Annotated in this window: 21 protein-coding genes; 9 read left to right on the top strand and 12 right to left on the bottom strand. The window is 50.1% G+C overall.

Features of this window, described 5'->3' with window-relative positions:
• The first annotated feature begins 54 nt into the window (after nucleotides 1-54).
• Nucleotides 55-927, top strand: coding sequence for a hypothetical protein (locus H6624_02635; protein MCB9083208.1), 873 nt, complete (start codon nucleotides 55-57; stop codon nucleotides 925-927).
• Nucleotides 928-948: 21 nt separating this feature from the next.
• Nucleotides 949-1,866, top strand: a complete 918-nt coding sequence (locus H6624_02630; GenBank protein ID MCB9083207.1) for a hypothetical protein — start codon at nucleotides 949-951, stop codon at nucleotides 1,864-1,866.
• A gap of 215 nt (nucleotides 1,867-2,081) precedes the next feature.
• Here the strand turns inward: H6624_02630 and H6624_02625 are convergent, their stop codons facing one another.
• Together H6624_02625 and H6624_02620 are read right to left on the bottom strand one after the other, a co-directional pair.
• Nucleotides 2,082-3,545, bottom strand: a complete 1,464-nt coding sequence (locus tag H6624_02625) for a hypothetical protein (GenBank protein ID MCB9083206.1) — start codon at nucleotides 3,543-3,545, stop codon at nucleotides 2,082-2,084.
• Between the two features lie 115 nt (nucleotides 3,546-3,660).
• Complete coding sequence (locus H6624_02620; GenBank protein ID MCB9083205.1) at nucleotides 3,661-5,157, bottom strand: hypothetical protein; 1,497 nt, start codon at nucleotides 5,155-5,157, stop codon at nucleotides 3,661-3,663.
• 78 nt (nucleotides 5,158-5,235) lie between these two features.
• Between H6624_02620 and H6624_02615 the strand changes: the two genes are divergently transcribed.
• The 4 genes from H6624_02615 (at nucleotide 5,236) to H6624_02600 (ending at nucleotide 9,673) form a co-directional block, all read left to right on the top strand.
• Nucleotides 5,236-7,308 carry a hypothetical protein gene (locus H6624_02615; GenBank protein ID MCB9083204.1) on the top strand — a complete coding sequence of 691 codons (2,073 nt, stop codon included), beginning with the start codon at nucleotides 5,236-5,238 and terminating at the stop codon, nucleotides 7,306-7,308.
• A 139-nt stretch (nucleotides 7,309-7,447) separates the two neighbouring features.
• Complete coding sequence (locus H6624_02610) at nucleotides 7,448-7,939, top strand: hypothetical protein (protein MCB9083203.1); 492 nt, start codon at nucleotides 7,448-7,450, stop codon at nucleotides 7,937-7,939.
• A 201-nt stretch (nucleotides 7,940-8,140) separates the two neighbouring features.
• Entirely contained in the window at nucleotides 8,141-8,956 is an 816-nt protein-coding gene (locus H6624_02605; protein MCB9083202.1) for a hypothetical protein, read from the top strand.
• 141 nt (nucleotides 8,957-9,097) lie between these two features.
• Complete coding sequence (locus H6624_02600; GenBank protein ID MCB9083201.1) at nucleotides 9,098-9,673, top strand: hypothetical protein; 576 nt, start codon at nucleotides 9,098-9,100, stop codon at nucleotides 9,671-9,673.
• Here H6624_02600 and H6624_02595 read toward each other — a convergent pair.
• The 7 genes from H6624_02595 to H6624_02565 all read right to left on the bottom strand — a co-directional run bounded on the left by H6624_02595 (nucleotide 9,666) and on the right by H6624_02565 (nucleotide 15,523).
• Nucleotides 9,666-10,391, bottom strand: coding sequence for a hypothetical protein (locus H6624_02595; GenBank protein MCB9083200.1), 726 nt, complete (start codon nucleotides 10,389-10,391; stop codon nucleotides 9,666-9,668). The two genes, H6624_02600 and H6624_02595, sit on opposite strands and share 8 nt — an antisense overlap.
• Nucleotides 10,391-10,669, bottom strand: coding sequence for a hypothetical protein (locus tag H6624_02590; GenBank protein ID MCB9083199.1), 279 nt, complete (start codon nucleotides 10,667-10,669; stop codon nucleotides 10,391-10,393). Before H6624_02590 ends, H6624_02595 begins: the two co-directional genes overlap by 1 nt.
• Before the next feature lie 178 nt (nucleotides 10,670-10,847).
• Nucleotides 10,848-12,638, bottom strand: coding sequence for an adenylyl-sulfate kinase (gene cysC, locus H6624_02585; protein ID MCB9083198.1), 1,791 nt, complete (start codon nucleotides 12,636-12,638; stop codon nucleotides 10,848-10,850).
• 21 nt (nucleotides 12,639-12,659) lie between these two features.
• Nucleotides 12,660-13,556: a sulfate adenylyltransferase subunit 2 gene (locus H6624_02580; GenBank protein MCB9083197.1), complete on the bottom strand. Its 897-nt coding sequence runs from the start codon at nucleotides 13,554-13,556 to the stop codon at nucleotides 12,660-12,662.
• A 22-nt stretch (nucleotides 13,557-13,578) separates the two neighbouring features.
• The gene (locus H6624_02575) at nucleotides 13,579-14,235 is read right to left on the bottom strand and encodes a hypothetical protein (GenBank protein MCB9083196.1); all 657 of its coding nucleotides are present in this window, start codon (nucleotides 14,233-14,235) and stop codon (nucleotides 13,579-13,581) included.
• A 186-nt stretch (nucleotides 14,236-14,421) separates the two neighbouring features.
• Entirely contained in the window at nucleotides 14,422-14,886 is a 465-nt protein-coding gene (locus H6624_02570) for a hypothetical protein (protein MCB9083195.1), read from the bottom strand.
• An 82-nt stretch (nucleotides 14,887-14,968) separates the two neighbouring features.
• Nucleotides 14,969-15,523, bottom strand: a complete 555-nt coding sequence (locus tag H6624_02565; GenBank protein MCB9083194.1) for a hypothetical protein — start codon at nucleotides 15,521-15,523, stop codon at nucleotides 14,969-14,971.
• 353 nt (nucleotides 15,524-15,876) lie between these two features.
• Between H6624_02565 and H6624_02560 the strand changes: the two genes are divergently transcribed.
• Entirely contained in the window at nucleotides 15,877-16,503 is a 627-nt protein-coding gene (locus H6624_02560; protein ID MCB9083193.1) for a hypothetical protein, read from the top strand.
• 30 nt (nucleotides 16,504-16,533) lie between these two features.
• On the opposite strand, the gene H6624_02555 is transcribed toward H6624_02560, so the two are convergent.
• Nucleotides 16,534-16,788: an acyl-CoA-binding protein gene (locus H6624_02555; protein MCB9083192.1), complete on the bottom strand. Its 255-nt coding sequence runs from the start codon at nucleotides 16,786-16,788 to the stop codon at nucleotides 16,534-16,536.
• 369 nt (nucleotides 16,789-17,157) lie between these two features.
• Between H6624_02555 and H6624_02550 the strand changes: the two genes are divergently transcribed.
• Nucleotides 17,158-18,399 (top strand): hypothetical protein, encoded by a 1,242-nt coding sequence (locus H6624_02550; GenBank protein MCB9083191.1) that lies wholly within the window; start codon nucleotides 17,158-17,160, stop codon nucleotides 18,397-18,399.
• On the opposite strand, the gene H6624_02545 is transcribed toward H6624_02550, so the two are convergent.
• Both H6624_02545 and H6624_02540 read right to left on the bottom strand, forming a co-directional pair.
• Nucleotides 18,396-20,429, bottom strand: a complete 2,034-nt coding sequence (locus H6624_02545; GenBank protein MCB9083190.1) for a hypothetical protein — start codon at nucleotides 20,427-20,429, stop codon at nucleotides 18,396-18,398. The two genes, H6624_02550 and H6624_02545, sit on opposite strands and share 4 nt — an antisense overlap.
• 187 nt (nucleotides 20,430-20,616) lie before the next feature.
• A complete protein-coding gene (locus H6624_02540) occupies nucleotides 20,617-22,518 on the bottom strand; it encodes a hypothetical protein (GenBank protein MCB9083189.1) in 1,902 nt (633 codons plus the stop codon).
• Nucleotides 22,519-22,805: 287 nt separating this feature from the next.
• On the opposite strand from H6624_02540, the gene H6624_02535 reads away from it, so the two are divergent.
• Complete coding sequence (locus H6624_02535) at nucleotides 22,806-23,234, top strand: hypothetical protein (protein ID MCB9083188.1); 429 nt, start codon at nucleotides 22,806-22,808, stop codon at nucleotides 23,232-23,234.
• Nucleotides 23,235-23,281: the final 47 nt, after the last annotated feature.

Below are 23,281 nucleotides of genomic sequence, written 5' to 3'. Positions count from 1 at the left end.
GCCGACCTATAATTAAAGCATAAGAGGAAGTCACTTTTTGTAGAGGAGTTTATCATGAAATCTATTAAGGTCATTATTCCCAGTCTAGCGACGGCGGCCCTGGTGGCCCTATGCGGATGTAGTGAGAAAAATGTGGATCCGGATGAAAACTCCGGGCTCAATGAAACACAAAATATCCAGTACTCAGCCCAATCGGCTCTTGCCGCTCTCAAAGGGTTTTCGGACGACACCGGCAGCACACCCGCTCCAGCGTCTAAGGTTCAAGGTAAAGCAATCTGCACAGGACTGGCTGCCTTTCAGCCCTGTGTGGACGGCGTTCGCTCCATCAGCTATGAGGGTTGCCAGGTTCCCTTTTCTCCAGCGACGGCAGTTGGTTTTGTGGAACTCAAGTACAACAACAACTCTTGTGCCCCGGCCTCTGATCTTCAGATCACTCGAAACTATGATCTGAAGTTCACCAGCGTGTGGGGACAGTTGGAACTCACCAGCGAAAATCGCCAGGACTATTTGGGTCAAACCATTGGTGGTGGCGGCAAGCTGACGGTTCTCGATACCAATAAGTATCAAATTGATATACTTGGTCAGCACCGCATATATCGCGGAGTCCTGGGCCGCGAGTGGGTGAACTTTTCGGTGAGAACCACTCAGCCGGTCATCGTGAGCGGCACCTATTCCTCCCAGAATCGCCAAATCGAGTCGGGAGAGGTCGTCGTGAGCCACAACCTCCTAAAAGCTCAAGCGAAATACAATGTGGCAAACATTGGCTACGACAACGTCTGCTGCTACCCCATTTCGGGACAATTGCAGATTGATATATCAGGACGAGTGAATCGTAGTGGTACAATCAACATTACGGGATGCGGAACTGCCACTCTGACAGATTCTAATGGTAGCGTCGAAGAGCTGACCTTTAATTCATGTGATTAAGACTAAGGCGAGGAAATAGTGATGAAAACATCCAATTTACTTATTCTCGTCGCTTCAATCACTGCGGGAACACTCTTTCTCGGGCAGGGCTGCCTGCCCGATAAGGACTCCAGCTCAAAAGCGACCGGACAAGGCAATGGCGATTACTACGGCGGTATGCAGGACGCGGACTTTCTTAAGGTCACGGCGGCTATCGAAGGGGCCAGCAAAGCCCTTGGCAAAGTGGACGTCAAGGAACAGAACATCACCGATCCACAGGGCAGCAATTCTGGTGGTGCACCAGCCGAAGAGGCCTGCCAATGGGCTCATCTACGCCAATGTACCGACGGCAAGCAAGGTGCCTTTTTTAATACCTGTGCCACCGACAATCCCGATGTGTTTTACTATGGATTTCAATCTCTCACTTTTTCTGATCCGACCTGTAAGAATGATGATCCGGGAGACAATTTCCTTCATAGCTTCCTTATTCTTTTCGTCAACGCCAAAAATGGCGTGACCAGTGCGGTGAGCACTTTGAAACACAAGGACTACAGAGATGTGGAAATGGGTGGCGCCGAGCTGTTTACACTTCTACAAAATGGCTTTTCCTACCATATGCTGGGACGCCGCCTGACTTACAACGGATACTTCCTCAAAGTGGACATCTCGCAGAGAACGCCTCAGCCGATTATCTTTATCGAAAACCAAGAAGCTTCTGAACGATTCGTCAGTGGATACCTGGAGACCAATCACAATATCGCCAAATTCACCTCGCTGATCGGTTTTGACAACGTGAAATGGGAGCCAGCCAACTGTTGTTATCCCGTCAGTGGCACAGCGAGTGTTGAGTTTTCAGGTTCGGTGATCGGCAAGGCAGCGGTCAAATTTACCAGCTGTGAACGAGCCGAGATCACCATCAACTCCGAAACCCGCCAGGTCGATTTAGCGGCCTGCCAGTAGTATTGCCCCACACACACAAAGCAAGATTGAATCACGGAATAACCAACCCGATCACAAAGTGATCAAAAACTCCGTATTTGTTTGAGGCAGGATCAGAGAGCACCTGATTCTGCCTCTTTTTCACAAACAGAGCACCATTCGGTACAAAAAATGGCCATCCAGCGGAGGTGGATGGCCATTGGGATTGGTAACGGAATCTAGTTATCGACTGTCTTTCAGTAGGGACAAGTGGTGTTCTTGATGTACCCCTTTCGTTTGTTAACCTCGGGAATAACGTTGTCGACAAAGTACCTCTTCTGGCTTTGGTGATTGGAATTCCAAACGATAGCATGAGCACCGATGTCATTAACAAGCATGTCGTAAATTGCGCCAGTTTCCTCTGGCTTAATGAACGGTGTTTGCGCATTTGGCATCAGCATGAGTTTGTTGTTGTAAGACTTTCCAGTGTCGTACCAGTGCCACTTACTTCGATTCCCAGGCACTGAGTCGGGCCAGTTAAGGCCGCCGCCACCACCCATTTTGTCCAGCGCTTCAGCGAGCCTCAGGTGATCGGCCTTTGTCATCCAATTGATGCCTTGGTTCAGAATCACAGCGGGGTACGCTGAGTGCAGCTCCTGGACCACTCTGATAAGTGAATCGATGTAGACCTTATCCGAATAGGTGGGATAGCTCTTGTCCACCGCGAGAGCCGTCTCCTCCAGGAGAATGCCAATAAAGTCAGGGTCCTTATGGTAGCGCCCCACTATGGCCTTAAGGACACGGATCTTGTGATCCACAGTCTCCTTTTCCCAGACACGAGCCGTACAAAACTTTTGATTGCCTCCAGGTCGAGGCCCGAGAATGTCCACATAACTTGGAACAAACTTGGAATTGCAGCCAGTCCAAAACGTTCGATCCTGAAACTTCAAAATGACCTTTTTGCCTCTAGCCTTGACCCGCTTCAAAACCTCGTCTAACTCGGCAAAGTTGTATTTGCCTGGAGAAGACTCCACATCTCCCCACATAAACTGATAAGCAACGCCTACAAAGTTGGTTAGGTCCTGGCTTAAGATGTAATTCAGAGTAGCCAGCCCGTCCACGTTTCGAGTCGAGTCGTCCGTCGCCCTCACATAGTTGCCGGGAAAAAATTTTGAACACTTTGACAGACCAATTCCAGGGCCAGGACTAGTTGGTGGAGGGGTGCCCGGATTGCCCGGCACTCCCACTAGCGAACCGTTATCGACGGTAAAATGGATTGTATTCCAAACACGATCATCGTTCCATTTTCTTTCCGTGAAGTGAAGGCTGTGAGGTCCATCGGCCAACTGCGTGGTATCGAGCATTCCATCACCAATCGGGTAATCATAAGGCGCTTTCCCCGACCAACCCATGTAGCTTTCATCCAACATAAAGCCCATTCCCTTGACACTTCCTGGCTTAATCAGTCTTTCGACATAGACTACCCCTTTTACTGTGGCCCCATTAAGGTCGGCCTCAGCTTTCCCTTGAGCGGAGCCAAAGTGAAGTGTCAGATTGCGGTCTCTCTTGCTGGCATCAAATACCAGCTCGTTTTCATGAGACGAAAATGACGACTGATAATCATGAGGCTGATACCCTTGGCACCCAAGCACTAGTGATGCCACTAATACGAGCATCCAAATGTAGCTGACCCGGACGTCTAACTGATAACGTGATCTCATTGCTGTACCCCCTGTAAGACCCTAAATGACTTTCCTTCCCTGTTCTCATCCTGACAGCGGGGGTGTAAAACCGGAACTAACAAAAATTTCGTGTATAAGTGGTTGAAACAATGACCTAAGCGGCCTTTGTTGTCCTGCCCTTGATCGAGTAGTGAGTTGCCTTTCCCCTTCCAGACTGCAATATCAAATCATTAGCAATTGCCCAATTAAGGATGGTGATGCTCTGCCGAGCTGACAGGTCTAAAACACCGCCCGCTTGAGCCGAATTGAAATCATCAAAACCAAACTCACCCTGCAAACGACGGATGTAGACCATCCTTGGGTCTTCATCCTTCATTTCCTTGTGGACCAAAACCCCAAATCCCGAAGTCGGTCGAAACAAGTAGCCTTCCGAGGCATCAGTCAGATTCGCAGCATATCCAGCTTTTTTAAGAAAGCTGCGTAACCGCGACACGGCCATATATACGCGTTGGGGTGAACTATGGGGGTCAAAGTACTGATCTTCAAACAGACTTTCAAACACTTCCCCAAGCTTAAACGGGCGGTAAAAATCCGTACTCAGCAGTCTGATCAATTGGTAGTGAATCTGTTTTGGTTTAAGAATAAGACTCCCGTCGATACTCTTAGCGTTTGCCATGTCGATCACTTGCTCAGGGGCGCTGGTGGACCCGTCTCCCATCCACAAGTATGAGGCAGAGGCCTTCCTATCTTCAAAGACCGTGTTGCGAAACCGCAATCCGTAATTGGGATGGGCCGTCCCCAGTATGAGACGATCATAGAGGTCAGCATTCTCCGTCATCTGCGACCTATAGTAGTCGCAGTCCCTCACCAACTCATAAAAGCTATTTTCGCGAGCGTGGTCTTGGAGTTTGATGATTGCATCCTCAATTGAAGAACTATTCCCCTTGATCTTCCAATCCAGGATGATCTGCCACTTCTTGAAAATCAGGCCCATTATTTGTTGGCCAAATGAGTGTGTCGATCTTGCGCGGTCCAAATAGATTTTCGCTTTTGCATAGTCACCCCTGAACAATTCCGCCTGGGTTCTGACCTCAAAGGTATTAGACAAAAGGACCAGCTGCTTTTGAGGGTCCAGAGTGGATTCGAGTTCACTCAATAAATCGATGGCCTCATTATAATGCCCACTTGGTACCAAAGCGGCGGCCAAGTTCAGTTTTCCTACCAGCCTTTGGTAGGGCTCCACCTGAGGATGAATCACGTACTTTCGCAGGTACTGAAGCGACTCTAAGTAGTTCCACTGGCCAAAAAGCAAAAACGCCTTGAACAGCAGAGCCTGTGGCAATTGCTCTGCATTGATTTTGGCCAGGAGACTCCCAGCCTCCTTATAGGAGCCAATCATGAGCAGTGCTCGGGCATATTCAGCGTATTCCTCCGGAGTTGGGATCCAACGACCCTCTATTTTTGGACGAATCAGATGGTTCATGATTCGAATTGAGACATACTCCAAACCAACCCGGCGAGCGATAGACGACATCCTGACCGCGTAGGGGCGGGGGATTTTGTCGTAATTCAAAGAACTTACTTGCTTACGCACAAGCTGGTGCTCTCCCGCACGGACCTGAGACTCAAGTGTTTTTAGTAGCTTATCCATTCAATCTCGCAATTTTTGTTAGATTCTTCTCGGTGTCACTTGCGATATAGTTAAGTGAGGGAAGTGAGAGATTTTGAAATGAAACGCACTGGCTTAGTCTTGGTCATCACATTAGCAACTGGTCTAGCCGTAGGCTATCAAAGCTGTGGCGACCTCAATCGCTCCTTCCGTGCAAATGTTGCTCAACCATCCGGAGAAACTCTCACACGCAGCTCGGGTGGCGGAAATGGACTCGGCTACGACGGCAAGAGAAACATCATTACGGTACGACGTAGAACCTATCCACTGGAGTTTTGGCCAGCCGACGAAAGTTATTTTCGGCTTCTTCCCAACTACATGTGTTCAACCAATGGCGCTGATGAAATCCTTAGTCATGCGGGAGCCATCTCATTTACTGCAGGCACCCCCCGTCTCACCCTGAATTCCTGCACGTCTTCTTCTCAGCCCGTCTCGGGCATCGAAGTTAGAAGCTATAGCCCTGATTATCTCACCCAGGGCACCGGAGTTTACGAAAAACTGCCTGAAGCCGTTTTTAAAGAGTCCTATATCGTGGCTCACTGCCAAACCCCAGAGTCCAAGCACGCGGGAACTCAGGTCATCGTCAAACGCACCCACATGGGCCCGGACTCTGTTACCGGGGCGGCTCTGTCTGTCGATTTTTCAACTGGTACTATCCCTCCTGGTTTCAGCTTTGAGCGTGAAGATCAAGGTGAAAGCTTTGCCACCTATTTCGACAGCGGGGGGGTCTTAAGACGAGCGTCCACCGGCTTGCCTCGATTTGGCTATGAGCCAAATCTGAAGGAGTTTCGGGGTATCCTTATTGAAGGGACTCGAACCAACTCCCTGGTGCAATCGGAAGACCTCACCAAGAATGACGCAGCCGAGGGAACGCTCGTAACTCCCAACCTGGTGCAGGCCCCTGATGACAATCTTACGGCCGACCGGCTTTCTGAAGATAATAGCCAGGGCCAGCACTCAATAGGCTGGACATTTGAGAATTTCACCGAAGACAATCGCTTCTCGTTTTCACTATTCGTTAAACCCGATGGCCGCAACCAGGTGAGTTTAAGAGTCACGGGCATCAATGGAGGCGATTCCCTCAGTGAGGGCTTTCTCTTAAATGGGCGCGGATCAGTCAATCGATCACTTCAAGAGCTGCCAACTCTAGAAAAACTCTCTTCAGACATCCAACGTCTACCAGACGGCTGGTATCGCATATGGATGAGCTTTGAAATGCTCAGCGAAACCAAAGTTCAGTTGGATCTTGTGCTGTCAAAAGGTGGCTTGAAGACCTACCAAGGCGAACCTGGAGCGGGAGTGTTTGTTTGGGGCCGCCAACTGGAAGAATATATCTACCCCAGTTCCTACATTCCCACGGAAGAATCCCCACGCACCCGGCAACGGGACATTCTAAAGACGAGGGACCTGAGCTGGTTTTCTCCAGGGCAGGCCGGTGCCTTTTTTCTGGATTGGGATCTCCCATGGGTCGTTAAGGAATCCGGAATTCGATCGGGCATGAATCTGTACAAGTTAAACGCTCTGGCGACAGGATTGGATCACTATATTAGAATATTCGGTAGATCTTGGCAGAATTCCCCTTACCAACCAGCCTTCCAAATGGGTAAGGATGGAAAAAGTCGCATGACCCTATCGGGTTTGGACTGGGCTGGATCTGGACGCCGCCGTAACCTGATATCATTCACCCCCGAAGAAGGAACCGGCTATGAAAATGGCTACCCTGCGGGCGTGAGGGCCATCCGGGACCTCCCGACTGATTTTGATGAACTTGTTTTGGGCGGTACTCATTGGGATGGTCACTTTGCCTTTGGTTATATTCGCAAGTTTTATTACTGGCCCCATTCTTTAACAGACGAGCAATTGGTCAGTGTCTCCTCTTTGCCCGAACAAACCATTCATGCCAGCTTGGTACGTGGTACGCTCAAGGGAGACGGCACCGGCGATCGGGTGGAAATTCAAAACTTTCCTATTCTGCCTCGCACAAGTGGCGACAAGATTTTGTTTGGTTCTTCAGTTTTTGATTTTGTTTTGCAGATGGAGAACCAATCCGAAATGGTTCTTGAAGGTCAATTTAAGGCCACAATTGACGAAAAACCCCTTGAATTGTCAATGGAGTGCCGACTGAACCCCTAGTCTAGTTCCAAAACGGAATCACTCATCATCAGAATTTCTACTCCACTCACTTCAAAACTAATAACTTTTCATTTCCCTCTAGCTTTGGCACAAATACCTCATCCGGGCCACATCCGGATAAACACTTAAGGGGGAAAACATGAAAAAAGCTGCCTTTATCGCCGCCATGATCGCTGCACAAATTGCCTACACCGTCATCTTTGCCAACGCTGCCTTCGCAGCCTCCGTCCAACCCAATATGTACACCTGTCAGGACGTAACTAATCCTGACTATGTTGTGGGTTTTTCCGCAACTTCCTGGCTCGGCACTCCTGATTTCTCGATCACTAATGAATTTGAAAACATCGCACCCGGCGATCCCGCCAAAGTCCTCTTCAGCCTCGATGTTGCCACCACACCTCTCGGCCAGATTGTTTCCGGTGTCGTCACACCCAAGTACATCGCCGATGTTCCCAGCCGAGTTTATTCACTGGTTATTCCTGGCATCTATCTGGGCGACCACAAGCAGGCGGAGTTCACCACCAAACTGCTGATTGGCTACAATGGAGGTTTCATGCCCGCTCCAGCCGTCTATCAGCAGATCACCGAAATCAAAGACCTGACCTGCACGGCCCAAAAAGTTTTGTTCTAATCCATTGCCCTACCGTTTGTTGTCGAGGGAGCTCCCACACAGAGCTCCATCGTTTCTGTTTTTTCGTTCACAATGAAACATGACGAGGCGTGTTTTTGTCCTTTCGGTAGTCAAAAATCGATTGATTCCAGTTTTTCACCTGCCTACCGATCAAAACCTTGAAAGACAATCTATGGCCCGTAGTCAAAGGATGACTGCCCTATGGAACAACAATGGAAGTTACACCTTCTCATCGTCACCCTCATATTAGTTCAATTTGGTTGTAGCGAAGGCTTTGACCCCTACCAACTTGTAGACCAACAAAGCCAGGTCAATCCCATCGCACCTGATGCCCCCGTGGACCCACCGAGATCCCCACCTCCGACACCCACTCCCCCTCCAGTTGATCCCCCTCCGCCAGCAAAGGATTATGGTCCCCTTGTTTTTAATATTGTTCTTAGGCAGAGCCATCAACCCTGCGGCGGTTGCGGCATCTTCTTCCACCCCCAAGGCGTGCAGAGCCAAAACCCACGAGTAGAAGTGATGTACGAAATAGAGGGGCAGACGATCATACGCAACTATCAAGATGGACTTGGCCCCGAGAACCAGGCCCACGCTCTTACTATTACACCTAGTGGCAACGAGGCGCCAAATGTTGTGCTTATTAAGGCCCGTCCTGATCGGCGCGCATTGGTCATGGCCAACATGAGTGACATCCCAGGTGAAGCCAAGATCCTTCGCACCCGATTGTATCTCCACTTTCATACCCATGAAGGCATGAGCTACGATGACACATCAAGTGAATTGACCGTCTATCACAATCCACGCATCTGGAAATTAGGTCAGGCCAACTGGACTCACTTCGATCAAGGCCAGAGGTGGTCTTCCCCTGGAGGGGATATCGACGGTGAGATCAGAAAGATCCTGGCAAAGAGGGATATCATTGACCAGGGGTTTCACAAACATCGCCCTCATGCTCATTTTGATTTGACCAAGTATGTTCAGGATCTCCAGTCCGAAAGGTCTTTACCCCGTTAACTCACCCTGCAAAGGTAGTTAGGGGACGGCCACTCCGCCATTTGCCGTATCCTTTTGGATCGCTTACAAATAACACTTCTTTAATTTTTGAGAATCCTACACCCTTTTCCGATAGAGAGCTAACGGTGGAAAGAGGTTGGAATGCGCGATTATCTAATTATTGAGACAATTCAGGAACTCTACGAAAATGGGCATCCAATTACCCCAGACCATTTGATAGAGATTGGACTGGATGATGTTGTCGAGGCCGCAATTCAATCATTTGGTAAGTGGGAAATTCTTCTGATTGCCTGCGGACTCGAATCTGTAGAGTGGCGAGGCAAGCCAAGGGTTAAGCTCTCCAAGGAGGAAGTTCTAATTGGAGTCAAAATGCTACATCGCAGACTTGGTAGCGAGTGTCTTCCCGCCTCTCAGGCAAAGAAAGTGGACAGAGACCTAGTCCTGGAGGCCCAAAGCTACTTTGGCACCTGGCCTTCTGCAATAGTCGCGTCGGGTTTTTTACCGTTGCCCCCCAAGGACTACTTTGCTCAATGCAGAGAGTGCGGCGCCTATCTTGAGGTCATTACCGTAAAACACTTGGAGTCTCACGGAATCACAGAATCCCACTATTTGAAAAAACACAATCTTGCAAAACAATCGATGGAGTCGCCAATGAACCGACTGAGGCGGCACAGAGACCCAAAGAATTTCGGCTGGACAAAAAAGAAAGCTAGCTGACCTTCGCCCGATACCAATCCTTAGCGCCCTGGGAATCCACATTAAAGTGCTCAAATCCCGGAATGACGACCTGAGTGAGAGTCTCCGCGAACTGATCCATGCGCATGGAAACCGGAAGGACCCCAAAATTGACGAGCTCTGCATCCTGAATTTCAAACGGAATAGGTGCAAAGAGTTCGTCTTTGACTGATATCTCAAGCATTTCCCCCAGGTAGCGACTCAGGAGAGAACAATCCCTTCTCTGGCTCTCTGACGTGAGGTAACCCCAACCCATTTGCCCATGCTTGACCTCATCCCTTAGAATGCGATGAACGATCTTCTTGGCGGGCGTATCCTTGGCTCCGGCATAAATCGTGTTCATCAGGCTGGCGTTGATAGTCTCAGTGATACAACACATGAGAGTTACTTCGCACAAAAGGCGATCGGCCTCCGACTCTCGTTCTCTCCACGATGGCTGGGGTTGGAGCGAGGTCTCACTCTCGTCAACCTCAGCAAACCCAGAAGAATGCCCCAGATCCCTTGCTATTTGAGCACAGAGGTGAGCATGGTCCTCCTCCTCGACAAAGGCCCTCTTCGCGAGGTCGGTAACCTTTGCGTGAGCACCATGATCTTCCAGCTGCTCAATCAACAGCCTAAAGCGAGCCTGGGCCCCCAGCTCAGCTTGAGCTCTTTGGGCCCACATGTTTGCAGCTAAAGAGCGAAAATCCCGATGGGTCATTAGCCCAACCAACATCCACAAAAGGGCGTGTAGCAGGACTCCTTGCGCATCTCTTGAATCAACTGAATGGCCTCTTCATCAGATTTCTGATCGATGCACACCGTCGTCACCTGCACAGGACGATTGAGAGCATACTTTTTTTGCACAACCGCTACTTGGCAAATCTCCTCTTCTACTTGCACTTCACCTGGTAGCTCCGTGCTCGCCGTCGCCGCTAGCGCCGCACCGCCAAGTACCAAGACTCCAAAAACCTTACTCACTCGATGTTTGATCTCCATATTTCCCCCTTTTTAGAACAATTAACGAACTCATCAAAGCTGCCGAAGACCTTATCTTGACCAAGGTCATATGTACAATTGATGGCACCCATTGTAGCCATAGAGAAAACCTATGTGTGAAGAATTCAAACTACTGCTAGAGGAGAGCGAAGCGGCTACCGGTCAGCCATCAGCTCTTTTAAATCTTGGGCGAGGACAGGATCTCGGCGACACAGTCTTCAACTGCTCGGCTATCTGTTTTCAAACGAAAATCCGGCGCCTCGGGCTCTTCATACTCAGAGGAAACTCCCGTAAATTCCGTGAGGCTCCCTTCTTTCGCCTTACGGTAGAGACCTTTTGGATCTCTCTGGATACACACATCCAGAGGACAGTCGATGAAAACTTCAAAGAACCCGCCACCGACAATTCGCCTTGCTGCGGCCCTTTGCTCATTCATGGGCGAAATCAGAGCAACGATCACATCCGATCCTTCCTGGGCAAAAAGTTTGGCCACTTCGGCCACCCGCCGGACATTCTCAAGCCGGTCCTTTTGGCTAAATCCAAGATCAGCGTTAAGCCCCTGGCGGATTTGATCACCATCAAGCATCACAGCATGACGGCCCCTTACCTTTAGTTCTTCGGCTAACCGATTTCCAATACTCGTCTTTCCGGCACCCGGGCGACCCGTCAGCCAAAAAACCCGCCCCTTTCGACTCTCTTCAGTTTGTAAAGCCTGAGACCTGGAATGGCTTTTCAAGATCAGACCCAACCCCACGGTATGACTCGAATCCTCATCCACCAATAGGAAGCTCCCCGTGTGCCTGTTTCCTTCATAGGGATCGCAGGCCAGCGGTTCGCTGAGTTTCAGCCTGACTCGACCAATGTCATTATCTCTCAGCTCCCTGGCTTCAAGGCGAGAGGTGTCGGCAAGGTCAATCTTATAGCGAATCTCATCTACTAAACCGTGCACCCATTTGTGGGTGTGCTTGAGAGCATAAGAACTTCCGACCCTCAATGAATTTCCAGAGAACCACACCACCATTGCCTCGACATCGGCACTCAGAGTCGGTTGGTTGAGAGGGGGCGCAAGTAATTCACCACGTCCGGTGTCGATATGGTCTTCCATCCACACGACAACTGCCTCACCAGCAAAAGCAACTTTGGCATCATCGACTCTAGGGGTCTGAATCCTGGTGATTCGGCTCTTCAGCCCCGAGGACGCCACCATGATCTCCTGCCCTCGATGAATTCTTCCCGAAGCCAAGGTCCCACAAATGCCACGAGGCCTACCGTCGCCTTCGACAATCACTCTTTGGACTGGCAGGCGAACATCAATTTGATTCTCATCACCTCTAACAAAAAGGCTCTGAAGGAGTGACATCACTGTCTCCCCTTGGTACCAACTCGTGCGCTCCGAACGACGGGTAACATTGTCTCCAAATTTCGCACTTATGGGAATAAACCTGAGATCACTCACCCGAAGCCGACCAGCAAACTCGCCGATTTCTGATTTTAGACTCTCAAACGGAGCAAGAGCAAAGGACACCAAATCCATCTTGTTAATGGCAATCAGAATGTGTTTCACACCTAAAAGAATCATGACCATGAGGTGGCGACGGGACTGCTCGGAGAATCCCGAGGTTATGTCGACTACCAAAATCCCGGTCTCCGAAACACTGGCTGCCGCGGCTTGATTTTTTGTGTATTGAATATGACCTGGGGAATCAGCGAGGATAAAACGCCTTCTCTCTGTTTCAAAATAGCGATACGCCACATCGATGGTGATTTTTTGCTCTCTTTCAGCTAACAATCCATCTGTTATCAGAGAGAAGTCGATGCCTTCTGGGAACTCACCCGTAGTTGCCTTTCGGGCAGCCTCAATATGATCTTCGGCCAAGGCTCCCACTTCAAACAAAAGACGTCCCACCAAAGTTGATTTCCCATCATCAACACTGCCCGATGTACATAACCTTAAAAGATCCTTTTTCATTTCAATCACCAGGTTATCGCTCTAAAAATAACCCCGTCGCTTTTTCTTTTCCATTGACCCTTCACCGTCGTGATCAATCAATCGGGTTGATCTTTCGCTGATCTTCACCGCTTCCAGCTCTTGAATGACTTCTTTAATGGTGGCGGCTGTGGAGCATATGCCTCCCGTGCAGGGCATACACCCCAAAGTTCGGTATCTGACTTCTTTCTGAACCACGCCTGCCGAAAGATTTGGATCTGTAGAAGCCGGTGTCTCAAAGAACATTCCGTTTCTCTCCACTCCCTGCCTTAGGGCCGAAAAATAGAGAGGTGAGACTTCGATCTCTTCACGCTCGATGTAACGCCAAATATCCAATTCCGTCCAATTGGAGAGGGGGAACACCCTCATGGAATCGCCCTTACTCAATCTGGAATTGAAGGTTTTCCCTATCTCCAACCTCTGTTTACGCGGATCCCAGACTCCCTGATGATTGCGCACAGAGAAAAACCGTTCCTTGGCTCGAGATTTTTCTTCCTCGCGCCGGGCTCCACCAAGAGCTGCGTCGATACCAAAGTGCCGCAATCCCTCAATCAGCCCGCGCGTCTTTAGTGTCTCACAACAAGCGGCTGTCCCGAAGACATCTGGATGGATTCGGTCTTTTCCTTGTCCTTGCTTTGAATAAACCAATAGCTCCACTCCATACTCGGCGACAACATGATCTCGAAAGGCATACATTTCTGGGAATTTGAGTCCGGTATCAATGTGCAGGAGCGGGAAGGATATCCTCGCAGGACAAAAGGCTTTGCGAGCCAACCACAAAAGTACCGATGAATCCTTGCCTGCCGAATAAAGCAAGGCCGGCCGTGCGAACTCTGAGGCCGCCTCGCGAATAACATATATGGCCTCATCCTCTAACTGATCCAAATAGTTGCTCGCCATTTAAACAACCCGGTCCACTCTCTTAACAAAAGTCATTCTCATACCAGCCACGAACTTCATTCAGATTCTCAACAAAACCCTGCTTCTCGCCTTCCTCAAAAGAACGAAGAATCACTTCATCAAAGTTCTCTCCCAGGACGGCTGCCACATCTGTCCAACCCAATTCTTTTAGGACATCGGTCTTGTTCTGGAGCAGGACAAAATCCTCGTAAATCAGAGTCTTCGAAATCGAAGGAAACTTTGGTTTCATTTCCAAGTAGTTCACAATGCTATTTCTGATCTCCTCATAAATCTCGCGCTCAGCTACGATCTTACTTATTTTGGGGCGGACACCTCCACGCTCAATACTCCAAAAACCAGTTTGTCGAGCTAAAATCCAGGAAAGCACGGCCTCAAACTGATCCCTCCGTTCCAAACACACGATCTGGTAGTGTTCTGCAAGGAATTCAATCACACCGTGGTTGGCTTGATTCGCAAGTACCTTAATCGAATAGTTCTGTCTATCGTACTTTTTGAGAAGCTCTATTCGGCGGGAGATCTCCTGACGATAGTGTTCTGTCGCATTTCCATCCTCAAGCTTTAATCCCGTACCCGTATCGACAAGAAGATGGTCACCACAGTCAAAAATCTCTCCCACGCCCAATCCTGAGCCGTGTTTGGCATTCAAGTATCGAGACATTAATCGAAAGACAACTGAAGTCCCCGTTCTGGGGTAAGAAAATAGACATACTTTCATCGCAAAAACGATATCAATTGAGGGCCCTTGCCGCAATGAAAGGCTGACGCCCTCGTCCCCTTTGCCGCTCCGCACCTGTCTCTCTGGATAAGAGGGGTTCTGACGGATTCACTTTCTTCGAGAATCCGACTAATGCTGGCCTTGATCACGAATGAACTCATCCACCCTCTGCCGATACCGTCCAAAAAAAGTGGGCTGAGTCATGTAGGTGGCTACAACAACCTCTTCCCCAACTCGGTAGCCAAAGGCTGAGACAATTAGGGGCAAGGGGTGACCCTGAATCTGATAGCGATAGACGAGAATCTGACGGCCCTGGTAGTTCACACGTCCCTGTGCCAGCTCGATTCCCATTTCTCCTCTTGCGATCTTGCTTTTGACAAGTTGTTCGAGATTCTTTGTCTGCCCCGAGTTGGCCAAATCTCGCTTTATTTTCCTGGCGTCTTTCGACTCCAACTTCAAAATCCGGACTTTCTCGAATCCCTTATCCTCACTGCGCGGCAGAATATAATTCTCCGCCACCTGATAGTTGTTCTCTAGCTGAGCTAGGGCCATAGCCTGAGGGTCAGAATTGATCCGCCACGCCTTTTCTATCACTGGAGTCCCTCTCTTCCCATCAGCGTGTACTCCGCCAGAGAGGCCCAAGAGAGTTGCTAATATGAATAAGGCAGCAGACCTCTTACTGGGAAGCACGAGGACCTCTGAACCCACTCTTGGTTGAGGCGATCATGCCTTGATCGAAGTCCTCAATGGCATATAGCCACTCCTTGGTCACGGGTTTTGTGGACCAACCATTATCATCGCCGGCCTGAAACATGGGCTTTTCCTGGTAGGCAATGATGATCTCCCCGGGACTCTTAGAGGGTCTTAGTTCAACTGAGTCCCCCTTCATCAGACCACCGAGAATTAGAACATCCAACCTTAGGCCTTTTTCTGTCGCGCAGATTTGCCCCTGATAGGTTTCTCCGCCCACCTTGACCTCAAGTAATCCTAGGGCATTCCGCTGGACGAAAAACTCAGGATACTTAGGACGAGGAGATGTCGCACTTTTGTAGTGCACTTGCGGATCGTGGGGCATTGGCAAATAGGACCTCCAGCCCGGACCAAACAGGCTCAGTGCCTCACTGCTAATTTTTTCTAGATCATTGGCTCTCTGGATGCACTGCTCTCCCCAAGCCAAAGGCCCCATCACCAATAGGCTGATACCCAGACACCATCTCACCGTTCGTGACATTAAGTATCCTTTGATTAAATTGTTTCAATTATCCTGGAAGCCGAAACCAACCGTGCACGGGTCTATTCTGCACGATCAGGGCCAAAAATCGTCACACTCAGTCCCATTTTAAGACAGGATGGAGTCAGGGTCATGAGTCCTCCCCTTGCATTTGCCCATTAGTTCGACAACCTTTATTCCGCGGCCAATCAAAACCAGGGAACTTGAGGCCGGCCTTGTCTTTTCATCTGGACACGGCAACAATGCCTTGAGTCCGGGCTGAATTTCCAGCTTGCCTATTAAATATAAGGAGTTTAAAACTCTCCGCCATGAACAACGTCCCACCCAACGGAAGCCCCTCCCAGACGGCACAAATGAGTATGGGTCAGCTCTGCCAAATGCTGGCACAACTATGTTATTCTCAACTGGGAGTGCAGATGTTCCCTTGGTCCGCCGCAGATCTTCCCTATTTTTCGGCCCTGAGTGAAGGACAAAGGAGGCTGGTTCGCAACGATCTAGCCAGTTACGTGGCCATCTGCCAAGAAGCCCTAGATGCCGGCATCAGCCTCAAGAATACAGGTGAGCTCACCAAGATGGCCTTGAACAGTATGGGTTTGACTCCTACAAAAGAGGTCCTGTCTCTGATTTCAGATCAAGACGTGGTGGATGTCTACAACTGCGAGCACCAACAAATCTTTAGATCCTTCCAGTTTTTTTCTTTTTGCCGCTACAGTATTGAAGAGTTGTACTGCCGCCCGTGGCCCGACCTGATTCAGCGAAAAGACCTGGATGCCGAAAAGCTGATTTTTGAAGCTATTACTTCTGTATTGGAGGGAAGCCAAAGTTTGGTTTGCCACCCTTGCCGCCCCCATTGGGTTTACCAAACAGAATACCCAGGTGAGGGGGATATTCACGCTGAAGTCCGATTCATCACCGGATTGACCAGTGAGGGGCAAAACAAACCCCAGGCTTATGCCGGCATTTGGCGTAAACTGAACTAAACTCGGTCTCGATGTCCGACCGCAGTTGTCTCAGTTGCCGTCTTTGTCCACGAGCTGCTGAACCAATTGCACGTACTTATCTTTGGCGTCGTCCTGGGACATCCCCTGAAGGCCCTTCCAGGCATCGTACTTAGCTCGCCCCGCCACATTGAGCATTCCTGGCCGTGAACCCTGAACATCGCCCTGGCTGCCTTGCTTAAAAAGAGAATAGAGTTTCAGTAGTGTGGAATTATCGGGTCTTGCCGAAAGAGTAGTGACTCTTTGGGCGGCTTCTTCAAAATTCATTTGAACTCCCAAGTAATAAACTCATCACTGCCATTTTATACATAGCCTTGTGACCGAGACAACACTCTGGGCCCACCCCATAATTCCCGCCGCGGAAAGAGCGCGGTAATACGTCCTACCTTGAACGATCTACCTGTTCTAGGGGGCCCGTCGAAGGCGGTTGCGTCAGGACGTTTCGGTAGGACGATGTATTAGGAACGACTCGTCGATATCAGTTTTTTTTGCATGAAAGCCTGACACCTCCCATAGTTCAGGTCCAGCCCAGAGCGCCGCTCTAGCTGCCATCTTCAGAGCTGGACTGGAAGATCATCCAGTTTTGTTCATGTCGCTCCCAGCACCGACCGAAGCACAGTTGGTAATGGGGGTCCTATGATGAAAGTCCACGTCTGGTTAAAGGCTTTACTCTTCTTTGGTCTGGCTCTGGCAGTACACTCCGCCTCATGGGGACAAAACTTTGGGGAAAAGTCCTTCCTTCCCAAAAACGACAAGAAAATCTTCGTCGGCGCCAAACTCCTCGGACCGGTTACGGAACAGGATTTCAACAATGCTCTTGATCACGTAGCCCAGGTTTATGGCCCAATTGTTTCTGCGCGAGGTCGGCAGTTGGTGATTAACAAGCTTTGGAGCAACCCCGACGTCAATGCCGTCGCCTACCAACAGGGCCGCACCTGGTTTGTTGACCTGTATGGCGGGTTAGCCCGTCACCCGGCCATGACCATCGAAGGTATCTACTTGGTTGCCTGCCACGAATTGGGTCACCATCTGGGAGGTTCACCAAAATACTCCCAATCAGATTCCAGATGGGCCTCTGTCGAAGGACAGTCCGATTACTTTGCAACTCTAAAATGTTTGCGCAGGGTCTTTGCCAACTCCAATAATCAAATCATTAATGAAGACCCCTTGGCTCGCCAATACTGTTCGCAAAGCTTCAGCGATGCCATTGACATCGACATCTGCGTACGCTCGGTGATGGGCGGCCTTGCCAGCGCCCGCATGTTCCAGCAACTCAGTGGCGGTACGGTCCCTCGCCTGGACACACCGGATGCTCGGACAGTTCCAAGCACTCAGGAAACACACCCTGCCTATCAGTGTCGACTGGACACTTATCTTCAAGGGGCTCTCTGTCAAGAGGACCACAACGTGGACGTGAGCGATCGCGATCCTGAAGTGGGCAGCTGCACCCGAAAGAAAGGCGACACCGTCGGGCTCAGGCCTCTTTGTTGGTACAAGCCCCCTGCCGGAGGCGGCGGTGGTGGCGGCGGTACGGCCTCACCCCCCTTGTTAAATGGCGCAACCGATCTGCGTCTGAACAATCCCACCATTCCAGTTGATATCTCCTTTGATGTCGGTGGAATCACTGGTGCGGGAGGAGCCTATGTGGAGGTTTCCCGACCCAATCAGGATTTTAGTAATCCCAACGGTGACCAACCCGATCGCAATGCCCTCGGCGGCACAGCAGTTCGCGGAACTCAAGGCCGGATCCGCCTTGTGCCCTACAATCAACTGCCAGGTTGGGGGACCTATTCGATTCGCATTATTCCCCTGGATGGGACCGGACGCCGAGCCGTCGGAAATTTTTCGAATCCCTCGCGACTGATACTGCTACCCTAGAACTCATGATTCAAGGGCGAGCGGCTCACCGGCCATTCGCCTTTGAGTTGATTCTGCTCACCCTGAAAAACCAAATAACCGTACTTGCCGTAGTGAGGAATCTTGGCTGCTGACCTCAGTAAGGTCGCCACATCAGGGGCCGATAGCCAGGCCACCGAACTTTCTGGATCACGACTGCTGGGTAGAACAGTAAAAACGGTCTGGTTCGACAAGAGATAATCAGAACCCTCGATGGTTGCCATTGAGCCATTCACTCGAAAACCCAAATCCCGTCCCAGCGAGTTGATGTCCGTAAGGAATCCATTCTCCTTACCTAGAACAAAGTAAGAAGCTCCCCTGGGAATCTGGGAGATTTCATTGTCCCACTTCACCTCAACCGCTCCCTCAAAGTTTTCTTTCATGAGATCTGCCCATTCAAGATAGCTGGCGCGGCCCAAAGCCCCTTGGCTCGGCAAAACCAACCAGGTCGTTTGGTTTTGCCCAAAGAGCTTCGATACGGACTCCGGAATCTCTTGGGCGTAGAGGTAGCGAAACACGTCAAACTCACTGTCGACCCGCAGTCCTGTTACCTTCTGGGGGAAGATCTCGGTCACTTGGTGGGACGGAGAGGACATGAAAACCTCTCTCATTTCCATCCGGCCAGGGCCTTCAAGCTCATAGACGACGGGGATCTTCAGTTGATAAAAAGAACCTGACTGAATCTGTTTGAGAACGAATTTCACCTCAAATCTTCCGTCTGCCAATTGCTTTTGCGCAGCCTGGTCCAGCTCCAGTTGGGGAGCCCCTTTGCGCGTGAGCCACTGATCAAAAAAACCGTCTAATCTCTCAGATGTCTGCGTCTCCATGGCTTTCCTGATATCAACGAATGATGCTGGCTCATAGAGATGGCGACGGTAGAACTCCTGTAAGCCTTTTTCAAATCCGGCAGGACCGACCAAGTTCTTGAGCATATGGAAAAACATCAGCCCTTTGCTGTAACCCACTGCCGAAGAACTCTTGTCGTGACGGCTGACAAAATCCTTTAAGGGAAAATCCGAGCCACTGCTGGCAAATACAGAAAAATTCAATAAGGCCGTGCGCCGATAGGAACTCCCCCCTCCGCGCTGTTCCTGGAGAAAGTGATCAGCCATGTAGGAGGTCAAACCCTCACACCAATTGCCCATGCTCAAATCAACGTACACCCCATTGCCCCACCAATTGTGGAGGATCTCATGGGGAAAGCTGGAGTAAAAGATAAACGGAAAACGAATAACAGTTGGCCCCAATAGTGTAAATGAGGGCATCCCATAGCCCGTCTCCCAATAATTCTCGACTGTGGCCATTTGTTTGTAAGGATATGCACCAATCAATTGGCTGTACATGGGAATAAACTGGGAGGTGGAGTCCAAATAGCGATCTGCTAGCTGCTGATCGAGCTGTAGCAAATAGACCCGGTGAACAATCCCGTCCTGCTCGCGCGAAAAACGGTGCCACTGATTGGCCATCAAATAAATGTCTTCCTGAGGCGACGTGGAACGCCAAGTGGTAATAATCTCATCCCCCACTTCCTGCTCTGCCAATAATTCATCATGACTCAACACCAACCAGGACTTAGGTGATCTGGTGGTGAGTTCAAACACATAAGACTCATTTTCGACCTGAGGATACCAATGGTGTTGACCCATCAAGGCCACCCCGACCGCAGAAAGAGGATTCACCTCGTCGGCGGAAAGAGATCCCTGATAAGAGAACTTGAGCGATCCTTGTGAGGGAAAGGTGGCCAAATATTGGGTCGCATGGCCGCGACGGCCCAGGGCCTTTATGCGAGTTAGAGGATCACTCGCACTGACTTGCAGGCCGCTGTTCAACCAGAATTCAATTGATCCTGACTCATCGTTGGGAATCAGCTCCACACTGGCGGCTAACCGGCCCGCCCCTGGATCAAGCCCCACCTCAAGCCTCTGTTGGATTGTGGCCTGAGCAGTTAAACCAAACAAAAAAATCAAAAGTGACAGCAGCCCTGTCCATCCTGAATAACTCAGACTCTTCATGGTATCCCCCGTAGAAAGGTGCCAGGTTCCAGAAATGCGTCTGGATGCGAAAAGACAGGGGACAACTCATTCCCTTATCATTTCCCATCCAGACGCATTTCTGGAACCTGGCACCTTTCTCTCACAGAATCAAGTGGACTCAGCAAGCCTGCCATTTTTGCCCTGCGCCACTCTCTCGGGGGCCAAACTACTTCAGTTCGCTACAATTGAGAACCGTGGTGTTAAAGCGAGTTACGGCAGTGACCTTTTTGACGTCCCCGTTGCTCATGTCGACTTCAAATAGGTATTTCAGATCTGGGTTGTAGCGGAATTCAAATTGGCGGATCGCCCCGTCTTCAAGTACCCGCCCAATAGGACGCTCGATCTTGCCCGGAAAATAACTCATGTCCATTTCGACCACTGGAGTGGGCGAGCGAAATTCGCCGCGATTCAGATGCATGTAGGTCAAGGCAGGGAAGTCCCCACTCCCGTGACACATGAGGGTTTCATTCAGCCGGATGTCTCTGGTTCGCTTAGGCGCCGGCCCTGGGCTTCCGCCCCACTGCAGGTCAAGGCTGAGCCCAGCCCTGAAGTCCCATCGATCCTTTTCGCCCTTACAGTGGCGTCGTGCAAGCTCGGTGTTGGCGACGATTTGAGCATCAATGAGTTGAGCAATACGCCCAGAGTAAAGCGTGAGCTTGGTCCCGGCAGCCGGGATGACGCAATCATTGTAATCTCTTTCACGGGCCTCTTTAAGAATCGAGCCTCCTCCATAAACAGTCATGGGCACCTCATATCTCATCACACTCACACTTGTGTCATGAGCGTAGAAGGCACTGTAGCCTTTCCGCAGAAAGTCCCTCTGCCCAACGTAAGCGTCTACGAATAGGCGATTACGAGAATCAAAGTGAAAAACTGTCCCGGCTGCTGCAGCCTTGTCGCCATCAAAGGTACCGGCAGAAACGTAGAGCTCAATACCCTGGAGAATTTGGTTCCCCAATTCACGGTAAACTCTAAAGGTCTGCACAAAGGAGTCAATCTCGTGCCAATCCTGGTGTTTCTCAAACTGCTCGTCTGACATGAGAAGAATGTTCTCGATGTAAGGTGTTGCTGTTGTCCAGGGTTCCCGAGCGTGAAACAGAACTCCCGTAACAGTCAAAGTGGTCTTAGCATCAAGGCGTTTTTTAACTCCGGCTTCCAAAAAACCTGTAGGCGCCGTCGACATCGCCCTCTGAACCTGACTGGGAAGACCTCTCATCTCTTCAACATCAGTGAGCCCTTGGTGGTCGCGCTCAGCTCCAATGTCGGGCTTGTCTTTTCCCACGTGAGCGAAGAACACGGCATTCTTCATAATTGGACTCAGGTCAGCCATAAACACCAGAGCCACTCCCTGGTAGGTGGACTCGGTCTTTACCTGATCAAGCCTCTTGTCAGCGGTTCTATAAGCTTCCTGTTGAGCCTCGGCCTTAATATCCGCAAGAGCTGCGTCCACCTGAACGATGGCATCATCAACCATTTGATTTCGGACCGCAGAGAACTGGGCATGAATCTGAGCTTGGATTTCCGCAGGCATTTGGTTGAGGTTAGGAAACTGCGCCGCCATCTGCTCTTCGATTCCCTGATCGATCAAAGCCGTCACTTCATCAATCTTACTTTTTCTTGCCGCCGTGATTTTTTTATTGATGGTCCGGTCGATTTCTTCCCGGGCTCCCTCTCTCACACGACCTTCAATGATCGCTGGAGCCAAAGAGGCCCGAAGTCTGATCGCCCAATAGAACTTTTTATAGTTCAGCTGATCGGCCGAAGACCCCAATCCCTTGTTATACCTTTCAGCCACCTGCATGAGGGCCTTATCGGCTTCGGACAAGTGCCGCTTGTGGGTATCCAGTTTTGGTGCCGACGCCAAAATGCAATTAGAAAGAGCGATAGATGTGTTCGACAAGAAGATGTCCACTTCTCTTTCGTAATAGACCGTCCGATGATCCACACTGATTTTAAGATTGAGGGGTTTCGCTGATTCACACTCCAATGCTTCGACATCAAAGTGGACCAGTGAAATAGAAACAAGAACAACGGCACACAGGGCAACCCTCTGCCAAAACATCGACATTCGTGACTCCTTGATTTAGCTCACATGTAACCTGGGTAAGCATTAGGACGACCAATCATAAAGACCCAAGACTTCAATAATTGGGCTGTTTTAGCTCCATTAACGCTCGATGTCAAATGGCCTATTCAAAGCTGGTTACAATCGGTAAAATACTGAAATTACGCCATATTATGAGGCTCCTCGACGGCGCGATCGAGTTCCCTTTTGGCAATTGTGATTCCCATGTGGGCCCTGCATACTGACACCTGGGTGGGAAACGGCTGGCAACGAAAGAGATGTGGTTCCCTATGAGTACAACAGCTTTGTTTCTATTGTTTTCCTTTGGTGGAGTCGCCCACGAGGTCTTTTGGACGGGGCTCATTGATTCCATCAAGCATAAGGACCGCCGCTTGAAAGGACGGTCCTCGCTGTGGATGTTCCCGATCTATGGGGCTGTGGTCTTTATCGTCATGCTGGTTCAGGAGTATTTTGGTTCATCGCCTTGGTGGATTCGCGGACTCCTCTATTCCTTCCTTATTCTCGCTTGGGAGTATGTATCGGGATTTCTCGTGCGCTTAATTGCCGGGGTGGCCCCCTGGGACTACTCACAAACCACAGAGGATGGTGTTGGTAGCCCAAAGCGCTTTCAAATCCACGGTCTGGTTTGTCTTGAATACGCACCGATTTGGTTTATCGAAGGGCTTATCGCCGAGTGGGTCTACCTCCAATTGGTTTAACTCCCTACCACCCAGTTAATATCAGTTCGCTATGATTTCACTTCGCT

The sequence above is a fragment of the Pseudobdellovibrionaceae bacterium genome (assembly GCA_020635075.1).
GTDB lineage: Bacteria > Bdellovibrionota > Bdellovibrionia > Bdellovibrionales > UBA1609 > JADZEO01.
This window is presented reverse-complemented; position numbering and strand designations above follow the sequence as displayed.

Excerpts from the sequence above, each read along its gene's own strand:
- H6624_02560 (MCB9083193.1), top strand. The coding sequence starts at position 15,877 with ATGAGTATGGGTCAGCTCTGCCAAATGCTGGCACAACTATGTTATTCT.
- H6624_02605 (MCB9083202.1), top strand. The coding sequence starts at position 8,141 with ATGGAACAACAATGGAAGTTACACCTTCTCATCGTCACCCTCATATTA.
- H6624_02545 (MCB9083190.1), bottom strand. The coding sequence starts at position 20,429 with ATGAAGAGTCTGAGTTATTCAGGATGGACAGGGCTGCTGTCACTTTTG.
- H6624_02625 (MCB9083206.1), bottom strand. The coding sequence starts at position 3,545 with ATGAGATCACGTTATCAGTTAGACGTCCGGGTCAGCTACATTTGGATG.
- H6624_02630 (MCB9083207.1), top strand. The coding sequence starts at position 949 with ATGAAAACATCCAATTTACTTATTCTCGTCGCTTCAATCACTGCGGGA.
- H6624_02600 (MCB9083201.1), top strand. The coding sequence starts at position 9,098 with ATGCGCGATTATCTAATTATTGAGACAATTCAGGAACTCTACGAAAAT.
- H6624_02550 (MCB9083191.1), top strand. The coding sequence starts at position 17,158 with ATGATGAAAGTCCACGTCTGGTTAAAGGCTTTACTCTTCTTTGGTCTG.
- H6624_02540 (MCB9083189.1), bottom strand. The coding sequence starts at position 22,518 with ATGTCGATGTTTTGGCAGAGGGTTGCCCTGTGTGCCGTTGTTCTTGTT.
- H6624_02590 (MCB9083199.1), bottom strand. The coding sequence starts at position 10,669 with ATGGAGATCAAACATCGAGTGAGTAAGGTTTTTGGAGTCTTGGTACTT.
- H6624_02580 (MCB9083197.1), bottom strand. The coding sequence starts at position 13,556 with ATGGCGAGCAACTATTTGGATCAGTTAGAGGATGAGGCCATATATGTT.
- H6624_02620 (MCB9083205.1), bottom strand. The coding sequence starts at position 5,157 with ATGGATAAGCTACTAAAAACACTTGAGTCTCAGGTCCGTGCGGGAGAG.
- H6624_02610 (MCB9083203.1), top strand. The coding sequence starts at position 7,448 with ATGAAAAAAGCTGCCTTTATCGCCGCCATGATCGCTGCACAAATTGCC.
- H6624_02635 (MCB9083208.1), top strand. The coding sequence starts at position 55 with ATGAAATCTATTAAGGTCATTATTCCCAGTCTAGCGACGGCGGCCCTG.
- H6624_02555 (MCB9083192.1), bottom strand. The coding sequence starts at position 16,788 with ATGAATTTTGAAGAAGCCGCCCAAAGAGTCACTACTCTTTCGGCAAGA.
- H6624_02575 (MCB9083196.1), bottom strand. The coding sequence starts at position 14,235 with ATGTCTCGATACTTGAATGCCAAACACGGCTCAGGATTGGGCGTGGGA.
- H6624_02565 (MCB9083194.1), bottom strand. The coding sequence starts at position 15,523 with ATGTCACGAACGGTGAGATGGTGTCTGGGTATCAGCCTATTGGTGATG.
- cysC (MCB9083198.1), bottom strand. The coding sequence starts at position 12,638 with ATGAAAAAGGATCTTTTAAGGTTATGTACATCGGGCAGTGTTGATGAT.
- H6624_02535 (MCB9083188.1), top strand. The coding sequence starts at position 22,806 with ATGAGTACAACAGCTTTGTTTCTATTGTTTTCCTTTGGTGGAGTCGCC.
- H6624_02615 (MCB9083204.1), top strand. The coding sequence starts at position 5,236 with ATGAAACGCACTGGCTTAGTCTTGGTCATCACATTAGCAACTGGTCTA.
- H6624_02595 (MCB9083200.1), bottom strand. The coding sequence starts at position 10,391 with ATGACCCATCGGGATTTTCGCTCTTTAGCTGCAAACATGTGGGCCCAA.